Source organism: Indioceanicola profundi (genome assembly GCF_003568845.1).
Classification (GTDB): domain Bacteria; phylum Pseudomonadota; class Alphaproteobacteria; order Azospirillales; family Azospirillaceae; genus Indioceanicola; species Indioceanicola profundi.
On record NZ_CP030126.1, the window covers coordinates 841,655 to 861,418 of the forward strand.

14 protein-coding genes are annotated in these 19,764 nt (G+C 64.3%); 7 read left to right on the top strand and 7 right to left on the bottom strand.

Features of this window, described 5'->3' with window-relative positions; translation table 11 throughout:
* Window positions 1-38: 38 nt before the first annotated feature.
* Window positions 39-2,222 carry a M3 family metallopeptidase gene (locus DOL89_RS03990; protein WP_225889878.1) on the bottom strand — a complete coding sequence of 728 codons (2,184 nt, stop codon included), beginning with the start codon at window positions 2,220-2,222 and terminating at the stop codon, window positions 39-41.
* Between the two features lie 218 nt (window positions 2,223-2,440).
* On the opposite strand from DOL89_RS03990, the gene DOL89_RS03995 reads away from it, so the two are divergent.
* Complete coding sequence (locus tag DOL89_RS03995) at window positions 2,441-4,024, top strand: ABC transporter substrate-binding protein (RefSeq protein WP_225889879.1); 1,584 nt, start codon at window positions 2,441-2,443, stop codon at window positions 4,022-4,024.
* Between the two features lies 1 nt (window position 4,025).
* Here the strand turns inward: DOL89_RS03995 and DOL89_RS04000 are convergent, their stop codons facing one another.
* Window positions 4,026-5,780, bottom strand: coding sequence for a thiamine pyrophosphate-dependent enzyme (locus tag DOL89_RS04000; protein WP_119677977.1), 1,755 nt, complete (start codon window positions 5,778-5,780; stop codon window positions 4,026-4,028).
* Window positions 5,781-5,959: 179 nt separating this feature from the next.
* Here DOL89_RS04000 and DOL89_RS04005 point away from each other — a divergent pair, with 179 nt between their 5' ends.
* From DOL89_RS04005 to DOL89_RS04015, 3 genes are all read left to right on the top strand, one after another.
* Window positions 5,960-6,385 (top strand): CsbD family protein, encoded by a 426-nt coding sequence (locus DOL89_RS04005; RefSeq protein ID WP_119677978.1) that lies wholly within the window; start codon window positions 5,960-5,962, stop codon window positions 6,383-6,385.
* A 57-nt stretch (window positions 6,386-6,442) separates the two neighbouring features.
* Window positions 6,443-8,065 (top strand): phospholipase D-like domain-containing protein, encoded by a 1,623-nt coding sequence (locus DOL89_RS04010; protein ID WP_205574636.1) that lies wholly within the window; start codon window positions 6,443-6,445, stop codon window positions 8,063-8,065.
* A gap of 83 nt (window positions 8,066-8,148) precedes the next feature.
* Window positions 8,149-8,679 (top strand): hypothetical protein, encoded by a 531-nt coding sequence (locus DOL89_RS04015; RefSeq protein WP_119677980.1) that lies wholly within the window; start codon window positions 8,149-8,151, stop codon window positions 8,677-8,679.
* Between the two features lie 78 nt (window positions 8,680-8,757).
* Here the strand turns inward: DOL89_RS04015 and DOL89_RS04020 are convergent, their stop codons facing one another.
* Window positions 8,758-8,952 (bottom strand): hypothetical protein, encoded by a 195-nt coding sequence (locus tag DOL89_RS04020; RefSeq protein ID WP_119677981.1) that lies wholly within the window; start codon window positions 8,950-8,952, stop codon window positions 8,758-8,760.
* Window positions 8,953-10,129: 1,177 nt separating this feature from the next.
* Between DOL89_RS04020 and DOL89_RS04025 the strand changes: the two genes are divergently transcribed.
* The 3 genes from DOL89_RS04025 to DOL89_RS04035 all read left to right on the top strand — a co-directional run bounded on the left by DOL89_RS04025 (window position 10,130) and on the right by DOL89_RS04035 (window position 15,091).
* Window positions 10,130-12,076, top strand: a complete 1,947-nt coding sequence (locus DOL89_RS04025; RefSeq protein ID WP_119677982.1) for a PrkA family serine protein kinase — start codon at window positions 10,130-10,132, stop codon at window positions 12,074-12,076.
* A gap of 145 nt (window positions 12,077-12,221) precedes the next feature.
* A complete protein-coding gene (locus tag DOL89_RS04030) occupies window positions 12,222-13,538 on the top strand; it encodes a YeaH/YhbH family protein (RefSeq protein ID WP_119677983.1) in 1,317 nt (438 codons plus the stop codon).
* Window positions 13,535-15,091, top strand: coding sequence for a SpoVR family protein (locus DOL89_RS04035; protein WP_119677984.1), 1,557 nt, complete (start codon window positions 13,535-13,537; stop codon window positions 15,089-15,091). The genes DOL89_RS04030 and DOL89_RS04035 overlap by 4 nt, the downstream gene beginning before the upstream one ends.
* Before the next feature lie 50 nt (window positions 15,092-15,141).
* On the opposite strand, the gene DOL89_RS04040 is transcribed toward DOL89_RS04035, so the two are convergent.
* The 4 genes from DOL89_RS04040 to gfa form a co-directional block, all read right to left on the bottom strand.
* Window positions 15,142-16,839 (bottom strand): methyl-accepting chemotaxis protein, encoded by a 1,698-nt coding sequence (locus DOL89_RS04040; RefSeq protein ID WP_119677985.1) that lies wholly within the window; start codon window positions 16,837-16,839, stop codon window positions 15,142-15,144.
* A gap of 206 nt (window positions 16,840-17,045) precedes the next feature.
* On the bottom strand, window positions 17,046-18,017 hold the full coding sequence (locus tag DOL89_RS04045; RefSeq protein ID WP_119677986.1) for a glutathione S-transferase family protein: 972 nt from the start codon (window positions 18,015-18,017) through the stop codon (window positions 17,046-17,048).
* A gap of 215 nt (window positions 18,018-18,232) precedes the next feature.
* On the bottom strand, window positions 18,233-18,670 hold the full coding sequence (locus DOL89_RS04050) for a hypothetical protein (protein WP_162937316.1): 438 nt from the start codon (window positions 18,668-18,670) through the stop codon (window positions 18,233-18,235).
* A gap of 213 nt (window positions 18,671-18,883) precedes the next feature.
* Window positions 18,884-19,498 (bottom strand): S-(hydroxymethyl)glutathione synthase, encoded by a 615-nt coding sequence (gene gfa, locus DOL89_RS04055; RefSeq protein ID WP_119677988.1) that lies wholly within the window; start codon window positions 19,496-19,498, stop codon window positions 18,884-18,886.
* Between the last annotated feature and the right edge of the window lie 266 nt (window positions 19,499-19,764).

A 19,764-nucleotide genomic window follows, 5' to 3' on the forward strand; every position in this document is an offset into this window, starting at 1 on the left:
GGGGTTCCTCATGTCCGGGCCGGTGATCCGGCCGCGGGTCAGTTCACCTTGGCCTTCTCGTCCGGCAGGAAGCCGCGGTTGCGCAGCAACGGCTCCACGCTGGGAGCGCGGCCGCGGAAGCGGATATAGGCTTCCATCGGGTCCATCGTGCCGCCGGCGGAGTAGACGTTCTCCAGCAGCTTACGGGCCAGCTCCGGATCGAAGATGTCGCCCTTCTCCTTGAAGGCCTCGAAGCCGTCGGCATCCAGAACCTCGGCCCACATGTAGCTGTAGTAGCCGGCGGAGTAGCCGTCGCCGGAGAAGATGTGGCTGAAATGCGGGCTGCGATGGCGCATGACCATCACCTCCGGCATGCCGATCTTCTTCAGCGTGTCCTTCTCGAACTGGGCCACGTCCAGGTCCTTGGCGTCGGTCAGGGCGTGGAATTCCAGATCGACCAGGGAGGAGGCGAGGTATTCGACCGTGGAGAAGCCCTGGTTGAAGTTCTGCGCCGCCAGGATCTTCTCCAGCAGTTCGTCCGGGATCGGCTCGCCGGTCTTGTAATGGACGGCGAACTTCTTCAGGACCTCCGGCTGCTCGATCCAGTGCTCGTTGATCTGGGACGGCAGCTCCACGAAGTCGCGCAGCACGTTGGTGCCGGCCTGACCGGGATAGGTCACGTCGGACAGCATGCCGTGCAGGCCATGGCCGAACTCGTGGAACAGGGTATTTGCATCGTCGAATGAGAGCAGGGCGGGTTCACCCTGCTTGCCCTTGGAGAAGTTGTTGTTGTTGACGACGATCGGGCGGATATCGCCGCGCAGCTTCTCCTGGCTGCGATAGCTGCTCATCCACGCGCCGGAGCGCTTGGAGGGGCGGGCGAAGTTGTCAGACAGGAAGACGGCGACATGCTTGCCGTCCTTGTCCTTCACCTCGAAGGCGCGGACGTCGGGATGGTAGGTCGGGATGTCCTTCCGCTCCTCGAATGTCACGCCGTAGAGACGGGTGGCGGTGTAGAACATCGCCTCGATCATCTTGTCGAGCTGGAAGTACGGCTTGATCTCAGCCTGATCCAGGTCGAACGACGCCTTACGGACCTTCTCGGCGTAGTAGCGCCAATCCCACGGCTCGATCTCGATGTTCTGGCCCTCGGCCGCGGCGGCGGACTGGAGCATCTTCTGCTCCTCCGCCAGCGCCTGCTTCGCCGGCTCCCACACCTTCAGCATCAACTCTTCAACCGCGGCCGGGGTCTTGGCCATGGTGTCTTCGAGCTTGTAGTCGGCGAAGGTCGGATACCCGAGGAGGTTCGCCCGCTCGACGCGGAGTTGGACGATCTCCTTGATGATCTCCTTGTTGTCGTGCTCATCCCCGTTGTCGCCGCGGGCGATCCAGGCCTTGAACGCCTTTTCGCGCAGGTCGCGGCGGGCGGAGAAGGTCAGGAACGGCTCGATCGAGGAGCGGGACAGGGTGATGACGTGCTTGCCGTCGAGACCGCGCTCATTGGCTGCCTGGGCGGCGGCGGCGCGGACGAACTCCGGCAGGCCTTCCATGTCCTTCTCGGACTCCAGGACCAGCATGTAGTCCTTCTCGTCCGCCAGGACGTTCTGGCTGAACTGGTTCGAGAGGGTGGCCAGCCGCTCCATGATCTGGGCGAGTCGGTCCTGCTTCTCCTTCGGAAGCTGGGCGCCGGAGCGCACGAAGTCGAGGCGGTGGCGCTCCAGCAGGCGCACCTCCTCAGGCTTCAGCTTCAGCTTGTCGCGCTGCTGATAGACGGCATCGATCCGGGCGAACAGCTTCGGATCCATGCTGATGTCGTTGCCGTGCTTGGCCATCTTCGGCGCCAGTTCGCGCGCGATAGCCTGCAACTCGTCATTCGTGTTGGAAGAATTCAGATTGTAGAAGACCGCGGCGACCTTATCCAGCGCAGCCCCCGACTTTTCCATCGCGACGATGGTGTTCTCGAAGGTCGGCGCTTCCGGATTGCCGGTGATAGCGGCAACTTCCGCCTTGTGGTCAGCCATGGCCTTTTCAAAGGCGGGCAGGAAATGCTCCGGCTCGATCTGGGAGAAGGGGGGCACGCCGAAGGGCGTGGTCCATTCCGCCAGCAGCGGATTAGCGGATTCCGCGGTCTTGGTCGCGGCGGCAACCTGAACCTGCTCGGCCGCATTCACGGCGGCCATGCCGCCCAGCGCAGTCGTCATCATAAGTGCCACCCCGACACCAGCCTTGGAGAGAAGTCGCATCGAATGTCCTTGGTCTAACGGATCGAATGGTCCGTGTCCCTGTATATAGCCCGGATTCCGTGGGGCAAAGGGTGGGTGGGTTACAGCTTTGTAACCCGATCGTCCGAAACGGCCCTGCCGGCCTGCAAACGCCTGTCGCCGCTCGACGCAAGTCGGGTCAATGGTTTAGCCTGATCCGGGCGGCATGGCGTTCATGCGGCGTTGAGCAGGAGGTGCGGGTGCGGCGGATTGTGGCGGCGGCCCTGATGGCCGGATCGATGCTTGCGGCGGGCGCCGCGTCGGCGGCGGACACGCTGGTCTACTGCGCCGAAGGATCGCCGGAAAGCCTGAACGGTCAGCTCACCACCGCCGGCAACGCCTTCGACGTGGTTGAGCATATCTACGACCGGCTGGTGCAGTACCGGCGCGGAACGGCAGAGCTTGAGCCCGGTCTGGCGGAGAGCTGGGAGGTGTCGGAGGACGGGCGCACCTATACGTTCCGTCTGCGCAAAGGCGTGAAGTTTCATTCCACCCGCGACTTCAAGCCCAGCCGGGACCTGAATGCCGATGACGTGATCTTCTCCATCGAGCGGCAGTGGAAGAAGGACCATCCCTTCCATTCCGTCGCCCCGGTCTATCCCGGCTTCCTGAATATGCGGCTGGGAGAGCTTCTGGAGGCGGTGGAGAAGGTGGACGACCTCACCGTCCGCTACCGCCTGACCCAGCCGGACGCCAGCTTCCTGGACGCCATGGCCCATAATTCCCAGGGCATCATGTCGGCGGAATTCGCCGGAAAGATGATGGCGAAGGGCACGCCGGAACGGGTCGATCTGGAGCCGGTCGGCACCGGTTCCTACCGGATGGTGCAATATCAGACGGACACCATGATCCGGCTGCGCAGCTTCCACGAGCACTGGGCGGGGGAGGCGCCGCTGAAGCAACTTGTGTTCGTCATCGCGCCTGATGCCGCGGTGCGGCTGGCCAAGGTGCGGGCGGGCGAGTGCCATGTCATGCCTTTCCCGAACCTGGCGGACGTGCCCTCCCTCCAGGCGGACCCGAATGTGGACCTGTTGGAGACGGAGCTTCTGAGCGTCGGCTATCTGGCCTTCAACACCGCGAAGAAGCCCTTCGACGATGTGCGGGTGCGGCGGGCGCTGTCCATGGCGGTGGATCGTAAGGCGATCCTGGAAACGATCTATCAGGGTCATGCAAAGCTGGCGAAGGGACCGCTGCCGCCTCTCTCCTGGGCTTATGATCCCGCCCTGCCGGATATCGGCTATGACCCGGCCGCGGCGAAGGTGCTGCTGGCGGAAGCAGGACATCCCGACGGGTTCGAGGTGGAACTCTGGGCCATGCCGGTCCAGCGCCCCTACAACCCCAACGCCCGCCGGATGGCGGAGATGATGCAGACCGATTTCGCGAAGATCGGGGTACGGGTCAAAATCGTCTCCTACGAGTGGGGCGAGTATCTGCGTCGGACCCGGTTCGGGGAGCACGACATGGCCCTGCTGGGCTGGAGCGTGGTGGAGCCTGCCTCCTTCATGGAGGACATACTGGGTTGCGCCTCGGCGGTGCCGGGCGGCGGCAACGTCGCCAAGTGGTGCAATCAGGATTATCAGGAGCTGGTCGGGGCCGCCCGCCGCACGACGGTGCAGGAGGAGCGGGCGCAGCTGTACCGGGAGGCGCAGAAGATCTTCCAGGATCAGGCGCCCTGGTTGCCCATCGCCCATCCAACCGCCGCGACGCCGGTGCGCAAGGAAGTGAAGGGGTTCCTGCCCAGCCCCTTCGCCCGATACTGGTTCTATGGCGTGACGGTCGATTAGCTCAGATGATCTCGCGTACCTGCTGGCCCATGACGCGTCCGATGATTTTTCCGGCCGCAGGTGTGCCGCGGGCCAGGGCTTGGGCGAAGTGCATGGCCTGACCGGGCTTGATGTGGGGCGGCATGGGCGGGATGTGGGTGTCCACCAGAGCGTTCACGATCACCGGCCCCGGCGTGTGCAGCGCCTGCTCCAGCATGGCCCCGCAGCTCCGCGGGTCCTCGATGGTGTAGCCGGTGCCGCCGCAGGCCTCCGCCACCTTCGCGAAGTCGATATACTCCAGATCGCAGACATATTCCGGGTTGCCCAGGAATACCATCTGCTCCCACTTGATCTGGCCCAGCGAGCGGTTGTTGCAGACCACGATCTTGATCGGCAGCTTGTACTTCACGGCCGTGGCGAAGTCGGCCATCAGCATGGACAGGCCGCCATCCCCGACAAAGGCCACCACCTGCCTGTCCGGATATGCGAGCTGCGCGGCAATGGCATAGGGCAGGCCAGGGGCCATGGTGGCGAGATTGCCCGACAGCGTATGCATCTGCCCGCGCTTGGCCGGGATCTGCCGCGCCCACCAGGTGGCGATGGTGCCGCTGTCGCAGGTGACGATGGCGGTATCGGTGAGCCGTTTGCCCAGTTCCCAGGCCAGCACCTGCGGCTTCATCGGCATGGACATGTCGGTGCCGCGGGTCTCCATCAGCTCCATCCACTCCCGCTTCTCCGCCTGCGCGCGCTCCAGGAACGGGCGCTCATGCCGGCGGCGGACCAGCGGAAGCAGGGCGTCCAGCGCCAGCTTGGCATCGCCGACCAGCCCCAGCTCCATGGGATAGCGCAGGCCGATGCGCATTGGGTCGAGATCGATCTGGATGCCGCGGGCCTGTCCGGCCTTGGGCAGATACTCGATATAGGGAAAGCTTGAGCCCACCATGATCAGCGTATCGCACCGCATCAGCGCATTCTGGCTGGGCGCGGTGCCCAACAGGCCGATCTGGCCGGTAGTATAGGGACTGTCGTCCGGCACGGCCGCCTTGCCCAGGAGCGCCTTGACGATCACTGCACCGGTCCTGTCCGCCAGTCGCTCCAGCTCATCCGTCGCGTGCAGTGCGCCCTGGCCGGCCAGGATGACGACGCGTTCGCCCTGGTCGATGATTTCCGCCGCGGCCCGCAGGTCGCGCTCGTCCGGCAGCCGGGCGGAGCGGGGGTGGATGCTGGCATGGTGGCCCGGGGTCATGCGCTTGGACCCCTTCTCATCGTCATAGGTCCAGTCCTGCACATCCACCGGAATGGTGATGTGGGCGACGCCGCGGTAGGCTAGCGCGGTGCGGCAGGCGAGAGGGGCCAGGTTCTCCATGTGCCGGGGACCGCCGCAACGTTCGTTGAACTTGGCGACGTCCATCATCAGCCGGTCCAACGCCACGTCCTGCTGGGTAAAGGTGCCGACCAGGTCGTGATACTGAAGGCCGGTGATGGCCAGCACCGGTTGCTGGTCCAGCTTGGCGTCGTAAAGACCATTCAGCAGATGAATGCCGCCGGGGCCGCTGGTGGCAACACAGACACCCAGCCGCCCGGTGAACTTGGCATAGCCGCAGGCCGCGAAGGCGGCTGCCTCCTCGTGCCGGGTCTGGATGAAGCGAATCCGGTCGCGACGTTTGCGGAAGGCTTCGATGACGCCGTTGACCCCGTCGCCGGGGATGCCGAAGACCGTGTCCACCCCGTATTCGACCAGGGTGTCCACCAGGATGTCGGCTGTCGTCCGCGCCATGCCGCGATCTCCCTCATGCCGTAAATGTCGGGTTCCGCACGGCTCAACCGAAGGGGGCGGGCATGATCACGGGGGCAGCGCGGGGAACGGCAACCGGAACCGCACCAGCAGCCATCCTGTTGCCTTCCTGGACCCCATGCAGAAACGCGCCCAGACCCAACCGCCGCCGGGAGTGAAGGATGTCGACCGACTGGGACCGGATCGAGGACGACTGGCACGCCTATCAGGAGTTGGCCAAAGAGCAGTGGCCGCGTGTCGAGGCGTCCACCCTTGCGGCGACCCAGGGCCGGCGCGATGCCCTGATCGCCGCCGTGGAGCAGGCCTATGATGTGAGCCGGGATCAGGCCCGGCGGGAGGTCGGCTACTGGATGGGGGCTGCCCCGCGTCTCCGCAAGGAGAGGGCGGATGTGCGCCAGGTGCCGACAGGAAACCGCTGGTCCGGGCAGCAGCGTCCCAAGGTCGACAGCTACGGCCAGGGGGAGCAGGCAGGTCGGTTCTCTGCCATGCGGGCCGGGCCAGTGCGCGAGCACCCGGTCGGGGCCTTGCTGCTCGCCCTTGGCGTGGGGTTCGCCATCGTCCGGATGGCCCGCGCCGGACGGGACTGACGTTGAGACCATCGCGTCCCTGAATGGGGCCGGAACTGAAAGCAGAGGAGGGCCGACGTGCCGCAGGATATGGTTCCAGCACAGGGGGCGGGGAACCCGGCGCCGTCGGCTGACCCTTCGGACGAGACGCCCATCCTTGTCCCGGGCAAGACCTGCTGGCGCATCGCCCGTGCCCATCGTTTCGCCTTGATCGTCGACGCCGCCGATTATTTCAGGACCGCGCAACGAGCCATGGAAGCCGCGCGGGAAAGCATAATGGCGGTGGGCTGGGATTTCGACCTGCGGATCAATCTGCGTCCCGATCTGGAAGGGCCGGAAAATACGGGGCGGTCCCGTTACCGGCTTGGTGATCTCATCCAGCGGATCGTGGCGAAGAACCGGCGGCTGCATGCCTATATCCTGAAGTGGGATATCGCCATGCTGCAGACCATCACGACGCAGATCGTGCCGCTGATGGCGCTGCACTGGCTGACCACCTCGCGCATCCATTTCCGCCTGGATAGCAACCATCCACTCGGCGCCAGCCACCACCAGAAGATCCTGGTGATCGACGACAGTCTGGCGTTCTGCGGCGGCATCGACATGACCCATGACCGCTGGGACACCAGGGACCATACGCCCGGCGACACCCGCCGCCGCCGGCCCGACGGCAGCCCCTATGGTCCCTTCCACGACGTTACGACGGCCTGCGACGGGCCCGCGGCGGAAGCGCTGGGCGAGGTGGTGCGGCGGCGCTGGCGGCATTCCGGCGGCGGATCGATCAAACGGGTGCGGCAGCGCCGGGCCGTCTGGCCGGAAGGACTGAACGTCACCATGCGGGACGTCGATGTGGCCGTCGCCAGGACGGAGCCCAGCTATAACGGGCGCGAGGAGGTACGGGAGATCGAAGCCCTCTATCTGGCGGTGATCCGCCGCGCCAAGCGGACTCTCTATCTGGAAAGCCAGTACTTCGCGTCCTCGGTCATACGGGACGCAATCGCCGAGCGGCTGCGGGAACCGGACGGGCCGGAGATCGTCGTCATCAACCCCTTGAGCGCGGCCAGTTGGTTGGAAGAGCAGGCCATGGACAGGGCCCGCGCCCATGCCGTGAACATACTGAAGGAAGCGGACCAGCATGGCCGCTTCCGCATCTACTATCCCGTGAACGCCATCGGCACGCCGATCTACGTCCATGCCAAGGTCGTGGTGATGGACGAACGACTGCTCCGCATCGGCTCCAGCAACCTGAATAATCGTTCCATGGGATTCGATACCGAGTGTGACATCGCGCTGGAGGCCGTGCCCGGAAGTCCCAACCAGAAGGAGCTGTCGGCCACCATTCTGCGGTTCCGCAACGATCTGCTGGCGGAGCATCTGGGCGTAGACAGCCAGGAGGTGGAGCGCGCTCTGGTGGAGCACGGGTCGCTGGTCCGCGCCATCGACGCCCTACGCCGGCCGGAAGGGCGCACATTGCTGGAGTTGGAAACCCGCCCCATCGGCGAGGCGGAGCTGGCCGTCCTGCAGACCCACATGATGGACCCGGAGCGGCCGGGGCAGGGTGAAAGGCGGCTCGCGCATCTCCTGAAGCGGAGTGTCGCCCGCCTGCGCCCCGGACGGGCGGCCTTTCTGGCGGGCACCGTGGCCACCGGCTACCTTCTGGGCCGCCGGTACCGCCGGGATATCCGCCGGGCCCGGAGATAGATCGTAAGGCAGGCCGCGCGACGGTTGGCTGCGGCCCCGCAAGAGCGCTAGACTTGCCCCCATCGATCGGGGAGGGGCGGGGAATGAGATCGGCGGAAAAGGAAGCGGAACAGCGCGCCACGGTTCTGCGGCATCTGGCGCGGTCGCTCGCGGAAGCCACGACGGCGTTCGAGCGGAACAGCACCGCAAAGCTTCAGACCTTCCCCGACTATAAGAAGGCCCGCGCCTCCTACATGGAGATCCAGGCCATGATCTTCACCATCCAGGACAAGGCGGCGGAAGCCTACGGTGCCCGCATTCCAGAGGACATGAAACTCTGGCTGGTGCGCATGCGTCTGCGCGCCATCGCCAGCTTCGTACGGCTCAGCGTGATCTTCTTCCGGAACCCGCCGGCCCTTCTGGTCCAGGCGCTGGGGGCGTACGAGATACTGGAGATGGAGCGGGAGTCGCTGTCCAGCCTGCTGCTGGACTATGACATGATGTTGATGGAGGCCGCCGTCGACGACAAGACGTCGGAGGAGCTGGACCAGGTCCGCGTGGATATGGAGGAGGTCGTGCAGCTTCTGGAGGGGCTTCTGAAGACCGCGCCGCCTCCGCTCGCAACCTTCTCGTAAAGCCTTGCCGAAAACCAAAAGGGCCGCCATCGCTGGCGGCCCTTTCAACGTTCCGGCCCGATGGGCCGGCAGTGCGAATCAGCTCGCGCGCTTCAGCTTGCGCTGCACGGCCCAGAGGTCGCTGGCATTCTTGTCCAGGTCGAACATGCGGGTGGCCTTCGGGTCGCGTCCCTGGCGGCGGCACTCCAGCTCGAACATGTTGGTGTTGGCCGGGTCCAGACCCAGCTCAGCGCAGGCGGAAGTGAAGGCGGACTGGATATCGAAGCTCTGCATCTTGATCCCCGTGGGTCGGTGAGCGTCCCTATTGCAACGCAACAACCAGGCTTTGTGAAGTCCTTAACGCTCGTAAATATTGAAGGGTGGGCAATGCGCTAGCCGCGGGCCCAAACCTCTTGCACACGCGAAGAAAGGCTGCGGCGGCGAAATTGTTCCCGAACAGGGGCGCGGAAATGCTGCATATCTGGGGCGAAGATATATCGATCGAGCCTGTAAGCCGTGGCGGTCTGCGGCACGTCCGCAAGGTGGCAAAGGCGCATGGAGCGGCCGGGCGCGACGTCCCGTCGCACCCTTTTCCATCCCACCGCCAGTCTGCCCACCGTTGCTGCCGCCCAGGTCCGGCCGCTTCAGCCAGTCCGGCCCCGCCGATCCGCACCGTGACATCGGAGACACAAGGCGAAAGCGGCGATATGCCGGGGACGGACCTATCCGATTAGCGTCTTCACGCCGCCGGGATTTGGCTCCATGCTGCAAGGCAGTAGTGACAGTGACCGCTCGGATGGCCCGATGAACCCGTTTGGGGAACAGGACCTTTCGGCGGTGACCGCGGCCTCTTCGCCGCATGGCCGTGGCCTCCGCCCGACCGACGCCCGGTGGAACCGCTCCGCCGTGGCGGCACTCCCTTGCAATGTCAATCCAGCCGCTTCCGGCCGCAATCGGGGTATCAGCCACCCCCGCCGGGGCACCTCGTCATGGCGGGCCGCTCCGTTCTTGTCACAGCAGTCCAGCCATCCATGTGTCTTATTGCGTGAGCGGGGTGCCACGGATTGGACAAGTTTCCTTAATACCCTGCCGCCAGTATGGAATTTGCCGGCACGGTTGCTGGTTCGAGCGAGGGGGTCCGCCATGCGGATCAAGGGGATCGCCGGTGCGGCGGTCCGTGTCCAGCGCCGGTTTCAAGCCCGCCCGGTTCCCCCGCCGGAGAAGTGGTCAGCACAGCCGCAGCCATGGTCCCTTCCGCAGAAGAAGGGTGAACATCGGTGGCCCGTTCGGGTTTCAAATATGAGGGGGACGGGCCGTGCCGCCGCGCTCCCCCACCCAGACACCCCGGACCACATGATCAGAAAAGGTGCCGTTACGCAGAACATTCCGTCCGCTTCCGCTCTGAGCGCCACCGGACGTCATAGACAGACAGCAGACCGCCCGCGCCACGCCCGCTTGAAGGAGACTGCCCATGTACCCGGTCAATGACGTGTTCGCCAGTTACGCGCAGTCCTATGAAGCACGCCGCGACCAGGAAATGTCGCTGATGGAGTATCTGGAGGGTTGCCGCGACGACCCGATGATGTATGCGAGCGCGCCGGAGCGCCTGCTCGCCGCCATTGGTGAGCCGGAGGTGGTGGATACCGCCAGGGACCAGCGGCTCGCCCGCATCTTCATGAACCGGACGATTAAGATTTATCCCGCCTTCTCCGAATTCTACGGGATGGAAGAGACGATCGAGCGGATCGTCGGCTATTTCCGCCATGCCGCCCAGGGGCTGGAGGAGCGCAAGCAGATCCTCTACCTGCTGGGTCCGGTCGGCGGCGGCAAGTCCTCTCTCGCGGAGCGGCTGAAGGCGTTGATGGAGGAGCAGCCGATCTATGCGCTGAAGGCCGGCGACCAAGTAAGCCCGGTGTTCGAGAGCCCGCTCGGCCTGTTCGACCCCATCACCATGGGCGCCACCATCGAGGAGAAGTACGGCATTCCCCGCCGCCGCCTGACCGGGCTGATGAGCCCCTGGGCGATCAAGCGGCTGGACGAGTTCGACGGCGATCTCCGCAAGTTCAAGGTGGTGAAGCTGCGCCCGTCGCGCCTGCGCCAGATCGCGGTCAGTAAGACCGAGCCGGGTGACGAGAACAACCAGGACATCTCCTCCCTGGTCGGCAAGGTCGATATCCGCAAGCTGGAGCTTTATCCGCAGAACGATCCGGACGCCTACAGCTACTCCGGCGGTCTGAACCGTGCCAATCAGGGCATGCTTGAGTTCGTGGAGATGTTCAAGGCGCCGATCAAGATGCTGCATCCCCTGCTCACCGCGACGCAGGAGGGCAACTATATCGGCACGGAGAATATCGGCGCCCTGCCGTTCACTGGCATCATCATGGCGCACAGCAACGAGGCCGAGTGGCAGACTTTCAAGAACAACAAGAACAACGAAGCCTTCATCGACCGCATCTGTGTGATCAAGGTGCCGTACTGCCTGCGGGTGACCGAGGAAGAACAGATCTATCACAAGCTCATCCGCAGCTCCGAACTGTCCACCGCGCCTTGTGCGCCGGGCACGCTTGAGATGCTGGCCCGCTTCGCTGTGCTGTCGCGGCTGAAGGAGCACGGCAATTCCAATCTTTATTCCAAGATGCGGGTCTATGACGGCGAGAGCCTGAAGGAGACCGACCCCAAGGCCAAGACGCTGCAGGAGTACAAGGACGCGGCCGGCATGGACGAGGGGATGAATGGCATCTCCACCCGCTTCGCCTTCAAGGTCCTGGCCTCCACCTTCAACTACGACACCACGGAGGTCAGCGCCGATCCGGTCCACCTGATGTATGTGCTGGAGCAGGCGATCCGGCGGGAGCAGTTCCAGGACGAGACGGAGAAGCGCTACCTGGAATTCATCAAGGCCGAGTTGGCGCCGCGCTATGCGGAGTTCATCGGCAACGAAATCCAGAAGGCCTATCTGGAGAGCTATCACGATTACGGCCAGAACCTGTTCGACCGGTATGTGGACTATGCCGACGCCTGGATCGAGGACCAGGACTTCAAGGACCCAGACACGGGCCAGCTGATGAACCGCGATCTGCTGAACCAGGAGCTGACCAAGATCGAGAAGCCGGCCGGGATCGCCAACCCGAAGGACTTCCGCAACGAAGTTGTGAAGTTCTCGCTGCGCATGCGGGCGGCCAATGGCGGCAGGAACCCCTCCTGGACCTCTTACGAGAAAATCCGCGACGTGATCGAGCGGCGGATGTTCAGCCAAGTGGAGGAGCTTCTTCCCGTCATCAGCTTCGGCTCCAAGAAGGACAGCGATACGGAGAAGAAGCACAGCGATTTCGTCGATCGCATGGTGTCCCGCGGCTATACCGAGCGCCAGGTGCGCCGGCTGGTCGAGTGGTACATGCGGGTGAAGCAGGCGGGCTGATCGTGCACCGAGCGGAATTGGTCGGCGGCTGAGTCGTCTATATGCCGTCATCCCGCCAGCGGCTGGGCCGCCAGCGGCCGGGGTGACGGCACCGTGTTCCGGGTGATTGCAGAGTATCCGCGGCAGTGGAAAGGGTCTGGCATAGATGTTCACCATCATCGACCGACGCCTGAATCCGAAGGGGAAGAGCCTGGCGAACCGCCAGCGCTTCCTCCGGCGCGCCAAGGAACAGGTGATGCGCGCCGTGCGGGACACGTCGGGACGGCGGCGCATCCAGGATATCGACGGGGGCGGGGATATCGTCATCTCCCCCGACGGGATCAAGGAGCCGACCTTCCATCGATCCTCATCCGGCGGCCTGCGCGACATCGTCGTGCCCGGCAACAAGGAGTTCGTCCCCGGCGACCGTATCCCGCGGCCGCCCAGCGGGGGCGGTGGGCGCGGTTCCGAAGGGGCGGAGGATGGCGGCGGGGAGGACGAGTTCCGGTTCGTCCTGAGCCGCGAGGAATTCATCGACCTGTTCCTGGAGGATCTGGAGCTTCCCGATCTGGCCAAGCGCAAGCTGGCGAAGTCCGAATCCCTGGCGTGGCACCGGGCGGGTTATTCCGTCAGCGGCTCGCCCGCCAACCTCAACCTCGTGCGCACCATGCGCAACAGCCTCTCCCGCCGGATCGCGCTGAAACGGCCGAAGCCGGACGAGATGCTGCGGCTGCGGGAGGAAATCGAGGAGCTGGAAAAATCCGGCCGCGATGCAGCCCGTCTGGCGGAGTTGCGGGAGGAGTTGGGGCTGCTGCTGCGCCGCAGCCAGCGCATTCCCTACATCGACCCGGTGGATGTCCGCTACAACCGGTTCGAGTCCACGCCGAGGCCGGTGGCGCAGGCGGTGATGTTCTGCCTGATGGACGTCTCCGGCTCCATGACGGAGCACATGAAGGACCTCGCCAAGCGGTTCTACATGCTGCTCTATCTGTTCCTGACCCGGCGCTACAAGCATGTGGACGTGGTCTTCATCCGCCACACCCACCGGGCGCAGGAGGTGGATGAGGAAACCTTCTTCTACAGCGCGGAGACGGGCGGCACGGTGGTCTCCACCGCGCTGGAGGAGATGATGCGGGTGGTAAAGGAACGCTACTCGCCCGACGAGTGGAACATCTATGCCGCCCAGGCCTCGGACGGCGACAATGCGCTGTCGGACAATTCACGCACCCTGGCGCTGCTGTCCGACATGATCCTGCCGGTCTGCCAGTACTACGCCTATATCGAGGTCGGCCAGGACGGCATGGCCCCGCCCATCACCTTCAGCAGCTCCATGCGCGAGAGCGATCTCTGGCGCACCTACAAGACGCTGCAGGGGGAAGGGGTGCCGCTGGCGATGAAGCGCGTCACACACCGGCGGGAAATCTATCCCGTGTTCCGTGAACTGTTCGCCCGCGACGGGGCGGCCCAGGAGGTGGGCGCATGACCATGCTGACCGACACGCCCGTGGTCGCCGCCCCGCTCTATGAAGGGGCCGACTGGGATTACGACAAGCTGCGCCGGGTCTATGACGCGATCGAGCAGGTCGCGGTGAAGGACCTCGGCCTCAACACCTACGCCAACCAGATCGAGGTCATCACGTCCGAGCAGATGCTGGACGCCTATTCCAGCATCGGCATGCCGCTGCTTTACAAGCACTGGTCCTTCGGCAAGCACTTCGCTAGGGACGAGGTGCTGTACCGCAAGGGGCTGCGCGGGCTGGCCTATGAGATCGTGATCAACTCCAACCCCTGCATCAGCTACATCATGGAAGAGAACACCATGACGATGCAGGCGCTGGTGACCGCGCACGCTGCATTCGGCCACAACCATTTCTTCAAGAACAACTACCTGTTCCAGCAATGGACCGACGCCGACGGCATTCTGGACTATCTGGAATTCGCCAAGGGCTACGTCGCCAAATGCGAGGAGCGGTATGGGCACGCGCGGGTGGAGCGGGTGCTGGATGCCGCCCACGCGCTGATGAACCACGGCGTGCACCGCTATCCCCGGCGGCGCAGCGACCTCCGCAATGAGGAGCGGCGGGAGCAGGAGCGACGCTCCCACGAGGAAACCACCTTCAACGATCTGTGGCGCACCGTACCCACCAAGCCGGGCGGCCCCAGCCTGTTCACCGACCGCGACAGACGTCGCGCCCTGCTGGAACTCCCGGAGGAGAACATCCTCTATTTCCTGGAGAAGAAGGCGCCGCGCCTCCAGGGCTGGCAGCGGGAGCTGCTGCGCGTGGTCCGGCACCTGTCCCAGTACTTCTATCCGCAGCGCCAGACCAAAGTAATGAACGAGGGCTGCGCGACTTGGTGCCACTACAACATCCTGCGGCGGATGCACGAGCGCGGGATGATCACCGAGGGAGCGTGGCTGGAGGTGCTGCACAGCCACACCAACGTGATCTTCCAGCCGGAATTCGACGATCCCCGCTATGGCGGTCTGAACCCCTATGCGCTGGGTTTCGCCATGATGGAGGACATCGAACGCATCGCCACGAACCCGACGGAAGAGGACCGCTACTGGTTCCCGGACTTCGCCGGCAGTGGCGACAGCGTCACCGTGCTGCGCGACGCATGGGCCAATTTCCGGGATGAGAGCTTCATCCTCCAGTACATGTCGCCGGCCCTGATCCGGAAATTCAAGCTGTTCCACGTGCAGGACGATGCGCGCGAACCGGAGATGGAGATCAAGGCGATCCATAATGAGCGGGGCTATCGCTCGATCCGGCAGTCGCTGGCCCGCCAGTACGATGTCGCCTGGATTGAAGCCGACATCCAGATCGTGGATGTGGACCTGACCGGCGACCGCAAGCTGATGCTGGAGCATCGGGTCACCAACCAGATCCTGCTGGAGGATGAGGACGCCCGCGCCGTGCTCCAGCACCTCTCAGACCTCTGGGGCTATGAGGTGGTGATGGAGGAAATCGATGCGGCCAGCGGGGCTCGGCTGAAGAAGCATACAGTCGGCCCGCGGATGATCCTGGGGGCGTGAGAAAACCCGCCCACGTCCCCATGAGGTGCGTGGGCGGGAGGCCTGCCGGGTCAGGCGGCGCGTACCGTGACAAGGAAGGTATCGACCTGACGCCTGAGCTGTTCGGCTTCGCGCGACAGGCTGGATGCCGCCCCCTGGACCTGGGTGGTGGCGGCCCCGGTCTCACTCGCGGCCTGGGTTACGCCACCGATGTTGGCCGAAACCTCGGCCGTGCCCTGGGCCGCCTGTGAGACGTTGCCGGCGATGTCCCGCGTGGCGGCTTGCTGCTGCTCCACGGCGCTGGCGATGGTGGCGGCGATCTCGCTGATCCGCGTGATCGTGCCCGAGATGCCGTCGATGGATCTGGCGGCTGTGGCGGTGGACGCCTGGATACCCTGCACCTGCGCTCCGATTTCCTCGGTCGCGCGGGCCGTCTGGCTGGCCAGCGCCTTTACTTCGCTGGCAACCACGGCGAAGCCCTTGCCGGCTTCGCCCGCCCGGGCCGCCTCGATCGTCGCGTTGAGGGCGAGGAGATTGGTCTGGCTGGCGATCTCCTGGATCAGCTGCACGACTTCGCCGATCATCTGGGCTGCGGCCGACAGCTCGCGCATGGTCTCGTTCGTCTGACCGGCTTCGGCCACGGCACGGCTGGCGATCTGGGAAGAAGATGTGACCTGGCGGGCGATCTCCTGGATCGATGCCGAAAGCTCCTCTGTAGCGCCTGCCACCGTGTTCACATTGGCGCTGGCCTGCTCCGACGCAGTTGCGACCGCAACGGCCTGACGTGTCGTCTCCTCGGCCGTGGCCCCCATGGCGGCGGCGGCAGACTCCATTTCCGTCGCCGCAGTAGCCACGGCGTCCACCACGCCCTTGACCCCTGCCTCGAACTCCGCAGCCATCTTCAGCAGGGCTTCGCGGCGTTCCCGCTCCGCCCGGGCCTTCTGCTCGGCCACATCGGCCTCCATGCGCCGCATGGCGAGGCCGTTCTCCTTGAAGACCTGCACGGCCTTGGCCATGGCGCCGACTTCGTCCCGACGTTCGGTGCCCTTGACCTGCTGATCCAGGTTTCCGCTGGCGATGATCCCCATGACCTCGGCAATGGCCGTAAGAGGGCGGACCACCAGAGCCAGCATGATCCAGGTCAGCAGCGAGAGGGATGCCGCAAGCCCGATACTCGCCAGGATGTAAAGGTTGCTCAAAGTGTCATGGGCAAGGACGTCGGTATCGGCCCTGGCCTTCACCAGTTCCGCCTGGTTCGATTTGACACGTTCGAGGATGATGTCGACGACCTTGGTGCGGGCCATGCGGCCTTCAGTGGTCGAAATCTTGAAGGCGCTTTCCTTGTCTCCCGACAAGGCGGCTGAGATGGAGCGCTGGGCCACGCGGTCGTAATCGTTGATGGCATCCTGGATTTGGGTGTTGAAGGCCTTACGCTCGGCTGTATCGGCCAGTTCGATAAGACGGTCCGCCGCGGCGAGCGCCATCCCAACCCGTTGTTTATAGGTCTCCTGGTGCGCCCGCATGGCATCCAGGTCAGCCTCGATGATGATGTTCTTTTCACTGACAGTGGCGGCATTCAACTCCGCCTCGATCACCAGAGCGTTCTCCAACCGCGTCGTGGTGACGGACAAGGCGTGATCGGCGGCATCGTTGAGGGACAGCAGACCTCCCCTGGCCTGCCACAGGACCACCACCATGACGGCCACCAGGACCGCAAGCGGTATGGAAAGCTTCTGGATGAGCTTGAGATCGTTGAAACGGCGCAGCATTCTTTGTTCTCCCCACCTAGGCCTTGCTGGCCTGGCTGCACCAATTCACCTACCACTTCCGTTACGGAGAAGTTAATGGGCGAGGGGAGCAAAGAAAAAATCGCGGAATGCCGCTGCGCCGACTTTAGCCCTCCAAGTAATCTCTGCTTCCGCGGGTAACTTCATTACTTTTTGGATTTCCGAACTGTTCCGCGCCGCCCAGTTTCTCAGCCTCGGCCGTGTGGTTCATCCAGGCCCAGGATCGGACCCATGGGCACCACCCCCGTCGGATTGATAGTCTTGTGGCTCTGATAGTAGTGGCCTTTGATATGCTGGAAATTCACGGTCTGCGCCACGCCGCGCCACTGATAGAGTTCCCGGGTGAAGGCCCATAGGTTCGGGTAGTCGGCGATGCGCCGGAGATTGCATTTGAAGTGCCCGTGATAGACGGCGTCGAAGCGGATCAGGGTGGTGAAAAGGCGCCAATCCGCCTCCGTGATCTGGTCGCCTGCGATGTAGCGCTGGCGGGACAGACGCTCCTCCAGCCAGTCCAGCGTCTCGAACAGCGGTACGACCGCTTCTTCGTAAGCTTCCTGTGCGGTGGCGAAGCCGGCCTTGTAGACGCCATTGTTCACGGTGTCGTAGACACGGGCATTCACCGCATCGATCTCCTCCCGCAGTTCCTCCGGGTAATAATCGCCCGGCTTGGCCCCGACATTGTCGAAGGCGCTGTTGAACATGCGGATGATCTCGGAACTTTCATTGCTGACCACCATGCCCTGCTGCTTGTCCCAGAGCACCGGGACGGTCACCCGGCCGGTGTAGTCGGTCTTGGCGGCGGTATAGACCTGATGCAGGACGCCGGCATGGTTGATGGGATCGGGGATGACGCCGGGACCGTCGGCGAAGGTCCAGCCTTGCTCGCCCATCAACCAGTGGACCACCGAAAGACTGATCATGTCCTCCAGCTCCTTCAGGGCACGGAAGATCAGCGTGCGGTGCGCCCAGGGGCAGGCGAGGGAGACGTAGAGGTGATAGCGCCCCGGCTCCGCCTTGAAGCCGCCCGCCCCGACCGGACCGGCCGAGCCGTCAGCGGTGAGCCAGTTTCGGAAGCTGCTGTCCGTCCGGACGAAGCGCCCACCCGTCGACTTCGTATCGTACCACTGGTCGTGCCAGCGCCCCTCGATCAACAGGCCCATGGCCCATCCTCCAATCCGATATTCGCGCAGGGGCAGGATGGCCGGGAAAGCGCTGGCTATCGAGACCCGATCCCGCCAAGAACTGTTGCGCATTCAGCGACAATGAGACCCGTCGCGGCGGTCCCAGCATTGGGGCGCGACCCGTGACAGGCCGCGCCCCATGGATGATGGCGCCGCAGGGGCGCCCTTGCCGTATGGACCGACAGGCTTCCGGCTTAGTCGCCCTTTTTCGAATCGGGGCTGCCGCTGTCGGCCTCAGCACTGCCGGACTCGGTGCTGCCGAGCATATCCTGGCCGCCCTGCTTCACAGGCTCCGGATTCTCGCCGATCGCGCCGCCGCGCTCCTGGACCAGGGAATTGTCGGGAAGCGCGCCAGTGGACGTCGTGGCTTCGGCCGAGTCATCATCCCCGCTTCCGCCCTGCTGGACGGCTTCCGGATTCTCGCCGATCGCGCCGCCGCGCTCCCGGGCCAGCGAATCTTCCGGCAGTGGTGCGGTCATTTCACCCTGCTCATTGGCCGGCGTGCTGGACTGGCTGCCGGTGGAGTGGGCCTGTGCGGACTTGTCCTTGTTCTCGCCCGCCATGGCAGGGGCCGCGAGGGCGAAGGCGGCAACCGCCAGAGTGGGCAGGATGGTGTGCGTAAGTTTCCGCATGGTGTCGTCCCCGTTCGTTTCGGTCCGCCAGAAGTCCACCTGCATGCGGAAAGCTGTAGACGGACCTTTGCATCAGCAGCCGCGTCCAGCAGGCGGATCGGTCCATCACCAACAGCTCAACTGGCCGGAGAGTCGCGCCCTGCATACAGGAACGGCCGGCATCCGCTTCCGGATGCCGGCCGTTTCCGCACGTGCGGGTCCCTGCAGAAGCGGTCAGGCCGCCTGCATGGCCTTGGACTTCGCCGTATGGGCGGCAATGGCGTCCATCAGCTCCGGAGACAGGCAGTCATAGGGCTCCAGCCCCAACTGCTTCAGACGGGTGCGCACTGCCGGCATCTGCTCCGGCTTCGCGCCGGACTCGATGATGGAGGAGACGAAAGCGGCGAACTTCGGCTCGCTCCAGCCTTCCTGGTCCGACAGCTCGGTGTGGATGAAGTCCAGCCCGTAGAAGGGATGGCCGGTGTTCTCGATCCGGCCATACATGTGCGTGCCGCAATCACGGCAGGCATGGCGCTGGATCACGGCGGAGGGATCGACCACCTGCAGCTTCTGGCCGTTGGCGGTGACCTTCAGATTGTCGCGCGGAACCACGGCGACCATGGAGAACAGCGCCCCCTGCGGCTTCCAGCACTTCGTGCAGCCGCAGACATGGTTGTGAGCGGTGTTGGCGGTGACCGTCACTTCCACCCGGTTCGTCGCGCAACGGCAGTGCAGGGTGCCGCCGGCAAAATTCGACTTGCCGGCCTGAACGCCGCGATCGACCGACGGATGGATCTTGATATCGCTTTCAGGCACCGAAGTGCTGCTGCTGCTTTTCCGCCAGAACATGAGCTACCTCCCAGATAACATGAAGCCGCGGTTCGGTTCGCCGTAGGGGAGGCATCAAGGCACGCCCATACTGACGAGGTGCGCCATCGCGGCAATGGACACCGTTTGCTATGGCTGCCGCTCAAAGTCGGCAGCTCTGTTACTTCGAAGGGTTAGTCTAACCACTTCAAATATTTGGTCCGCGATTGTGCCACATCTAATTGCTGCACACAATGACGTCGTCTATCAAGCTCTCCATCTCGCAGAGAAATCACGGTTCCTCGACT

Coding starts and splice junctions, on each gene's coding strand:
- DOL89_RS03990 (WP_225889878.1), bottom strand. CDS start 2,222: ATGCGACTTCTCTCCAAGGCTGGTGTCGGGGTGGCACTTATGATGACG.
- DOL89_RS04000 (WP_119677977.1), bottom strand. CDS start 5,780: ATGGCGCGGACGACAGCCGACATCCTGGTGGACACCCTGGTCGAATAC.
- DOL89_RS04005 (WP_119677978.1), top strand. CDS start 5,960: ATGTCGACCGACTGGGACCGGATCGAGGACGACTGGCACGCCTATCAG.
- DOL89_RS04015 (WP_119677980.1), top strand. CDS start 8,149: ATGAGATCGGCGGAAAAGGAAGCGGAACAGCGCGCCACGGTTCTGCGG.
- DOL89_RS04020 (WP_119677981.1), bottom strand. CDS start 8,952: ATGCAGAGCTTCGATATCCAGTCCGCCTTCACTTCCGCCTGCGCTGAG.
- DOL89_RS04025 (WP_119677982.1), top strand. CDS start 10,130: ATGTACCCGGTCAATGACGTGTTCGCCAGTTACGCGCAGTCCTATGAA.
- DOL89_RS04030 (WP_119677983.1), top strand. CDS start 12,222: ATGTTCACCATCATCGACCGACGCCTGAATCCGAAGGGGAAGAGCCTG.
- DOL89_RS04035 (WP_119677984.1), top strand. CDS start 13,535: ATGACCATGCTGACCGACACGCCCGTGGTCGCCGCCCCGCTCTATGAA.
- DOL89_RS04040 (WP_119677985.1), bottom strand. CDS start 16,839: ATGCTGCGCCGTTTCAACGATCTCAAGCTCATCCAGAAGCTTTCCATA.
- DOL89_RS04045 (WP_119677986.1), bottom strand. CDS start 18,017: ATGGGCCTGTTGATCGAGGGGCGCTGGCACGACCAGTGGTACGATACG.
- DOL89_RS04050 (WP_162937316.1), bottom strand. CDS start 18,670: ATGCGGAAACTTACGCACACCATCCTGCCCACTCTGGCGGTTGCCGCC.
- gfa (WP_119677988.1), bottom strand. CDS start 19,498: ATGTTCTGGCGGAAAAGCAGCAGCAGCACTTCGGTGCCTGAAAGCGAT.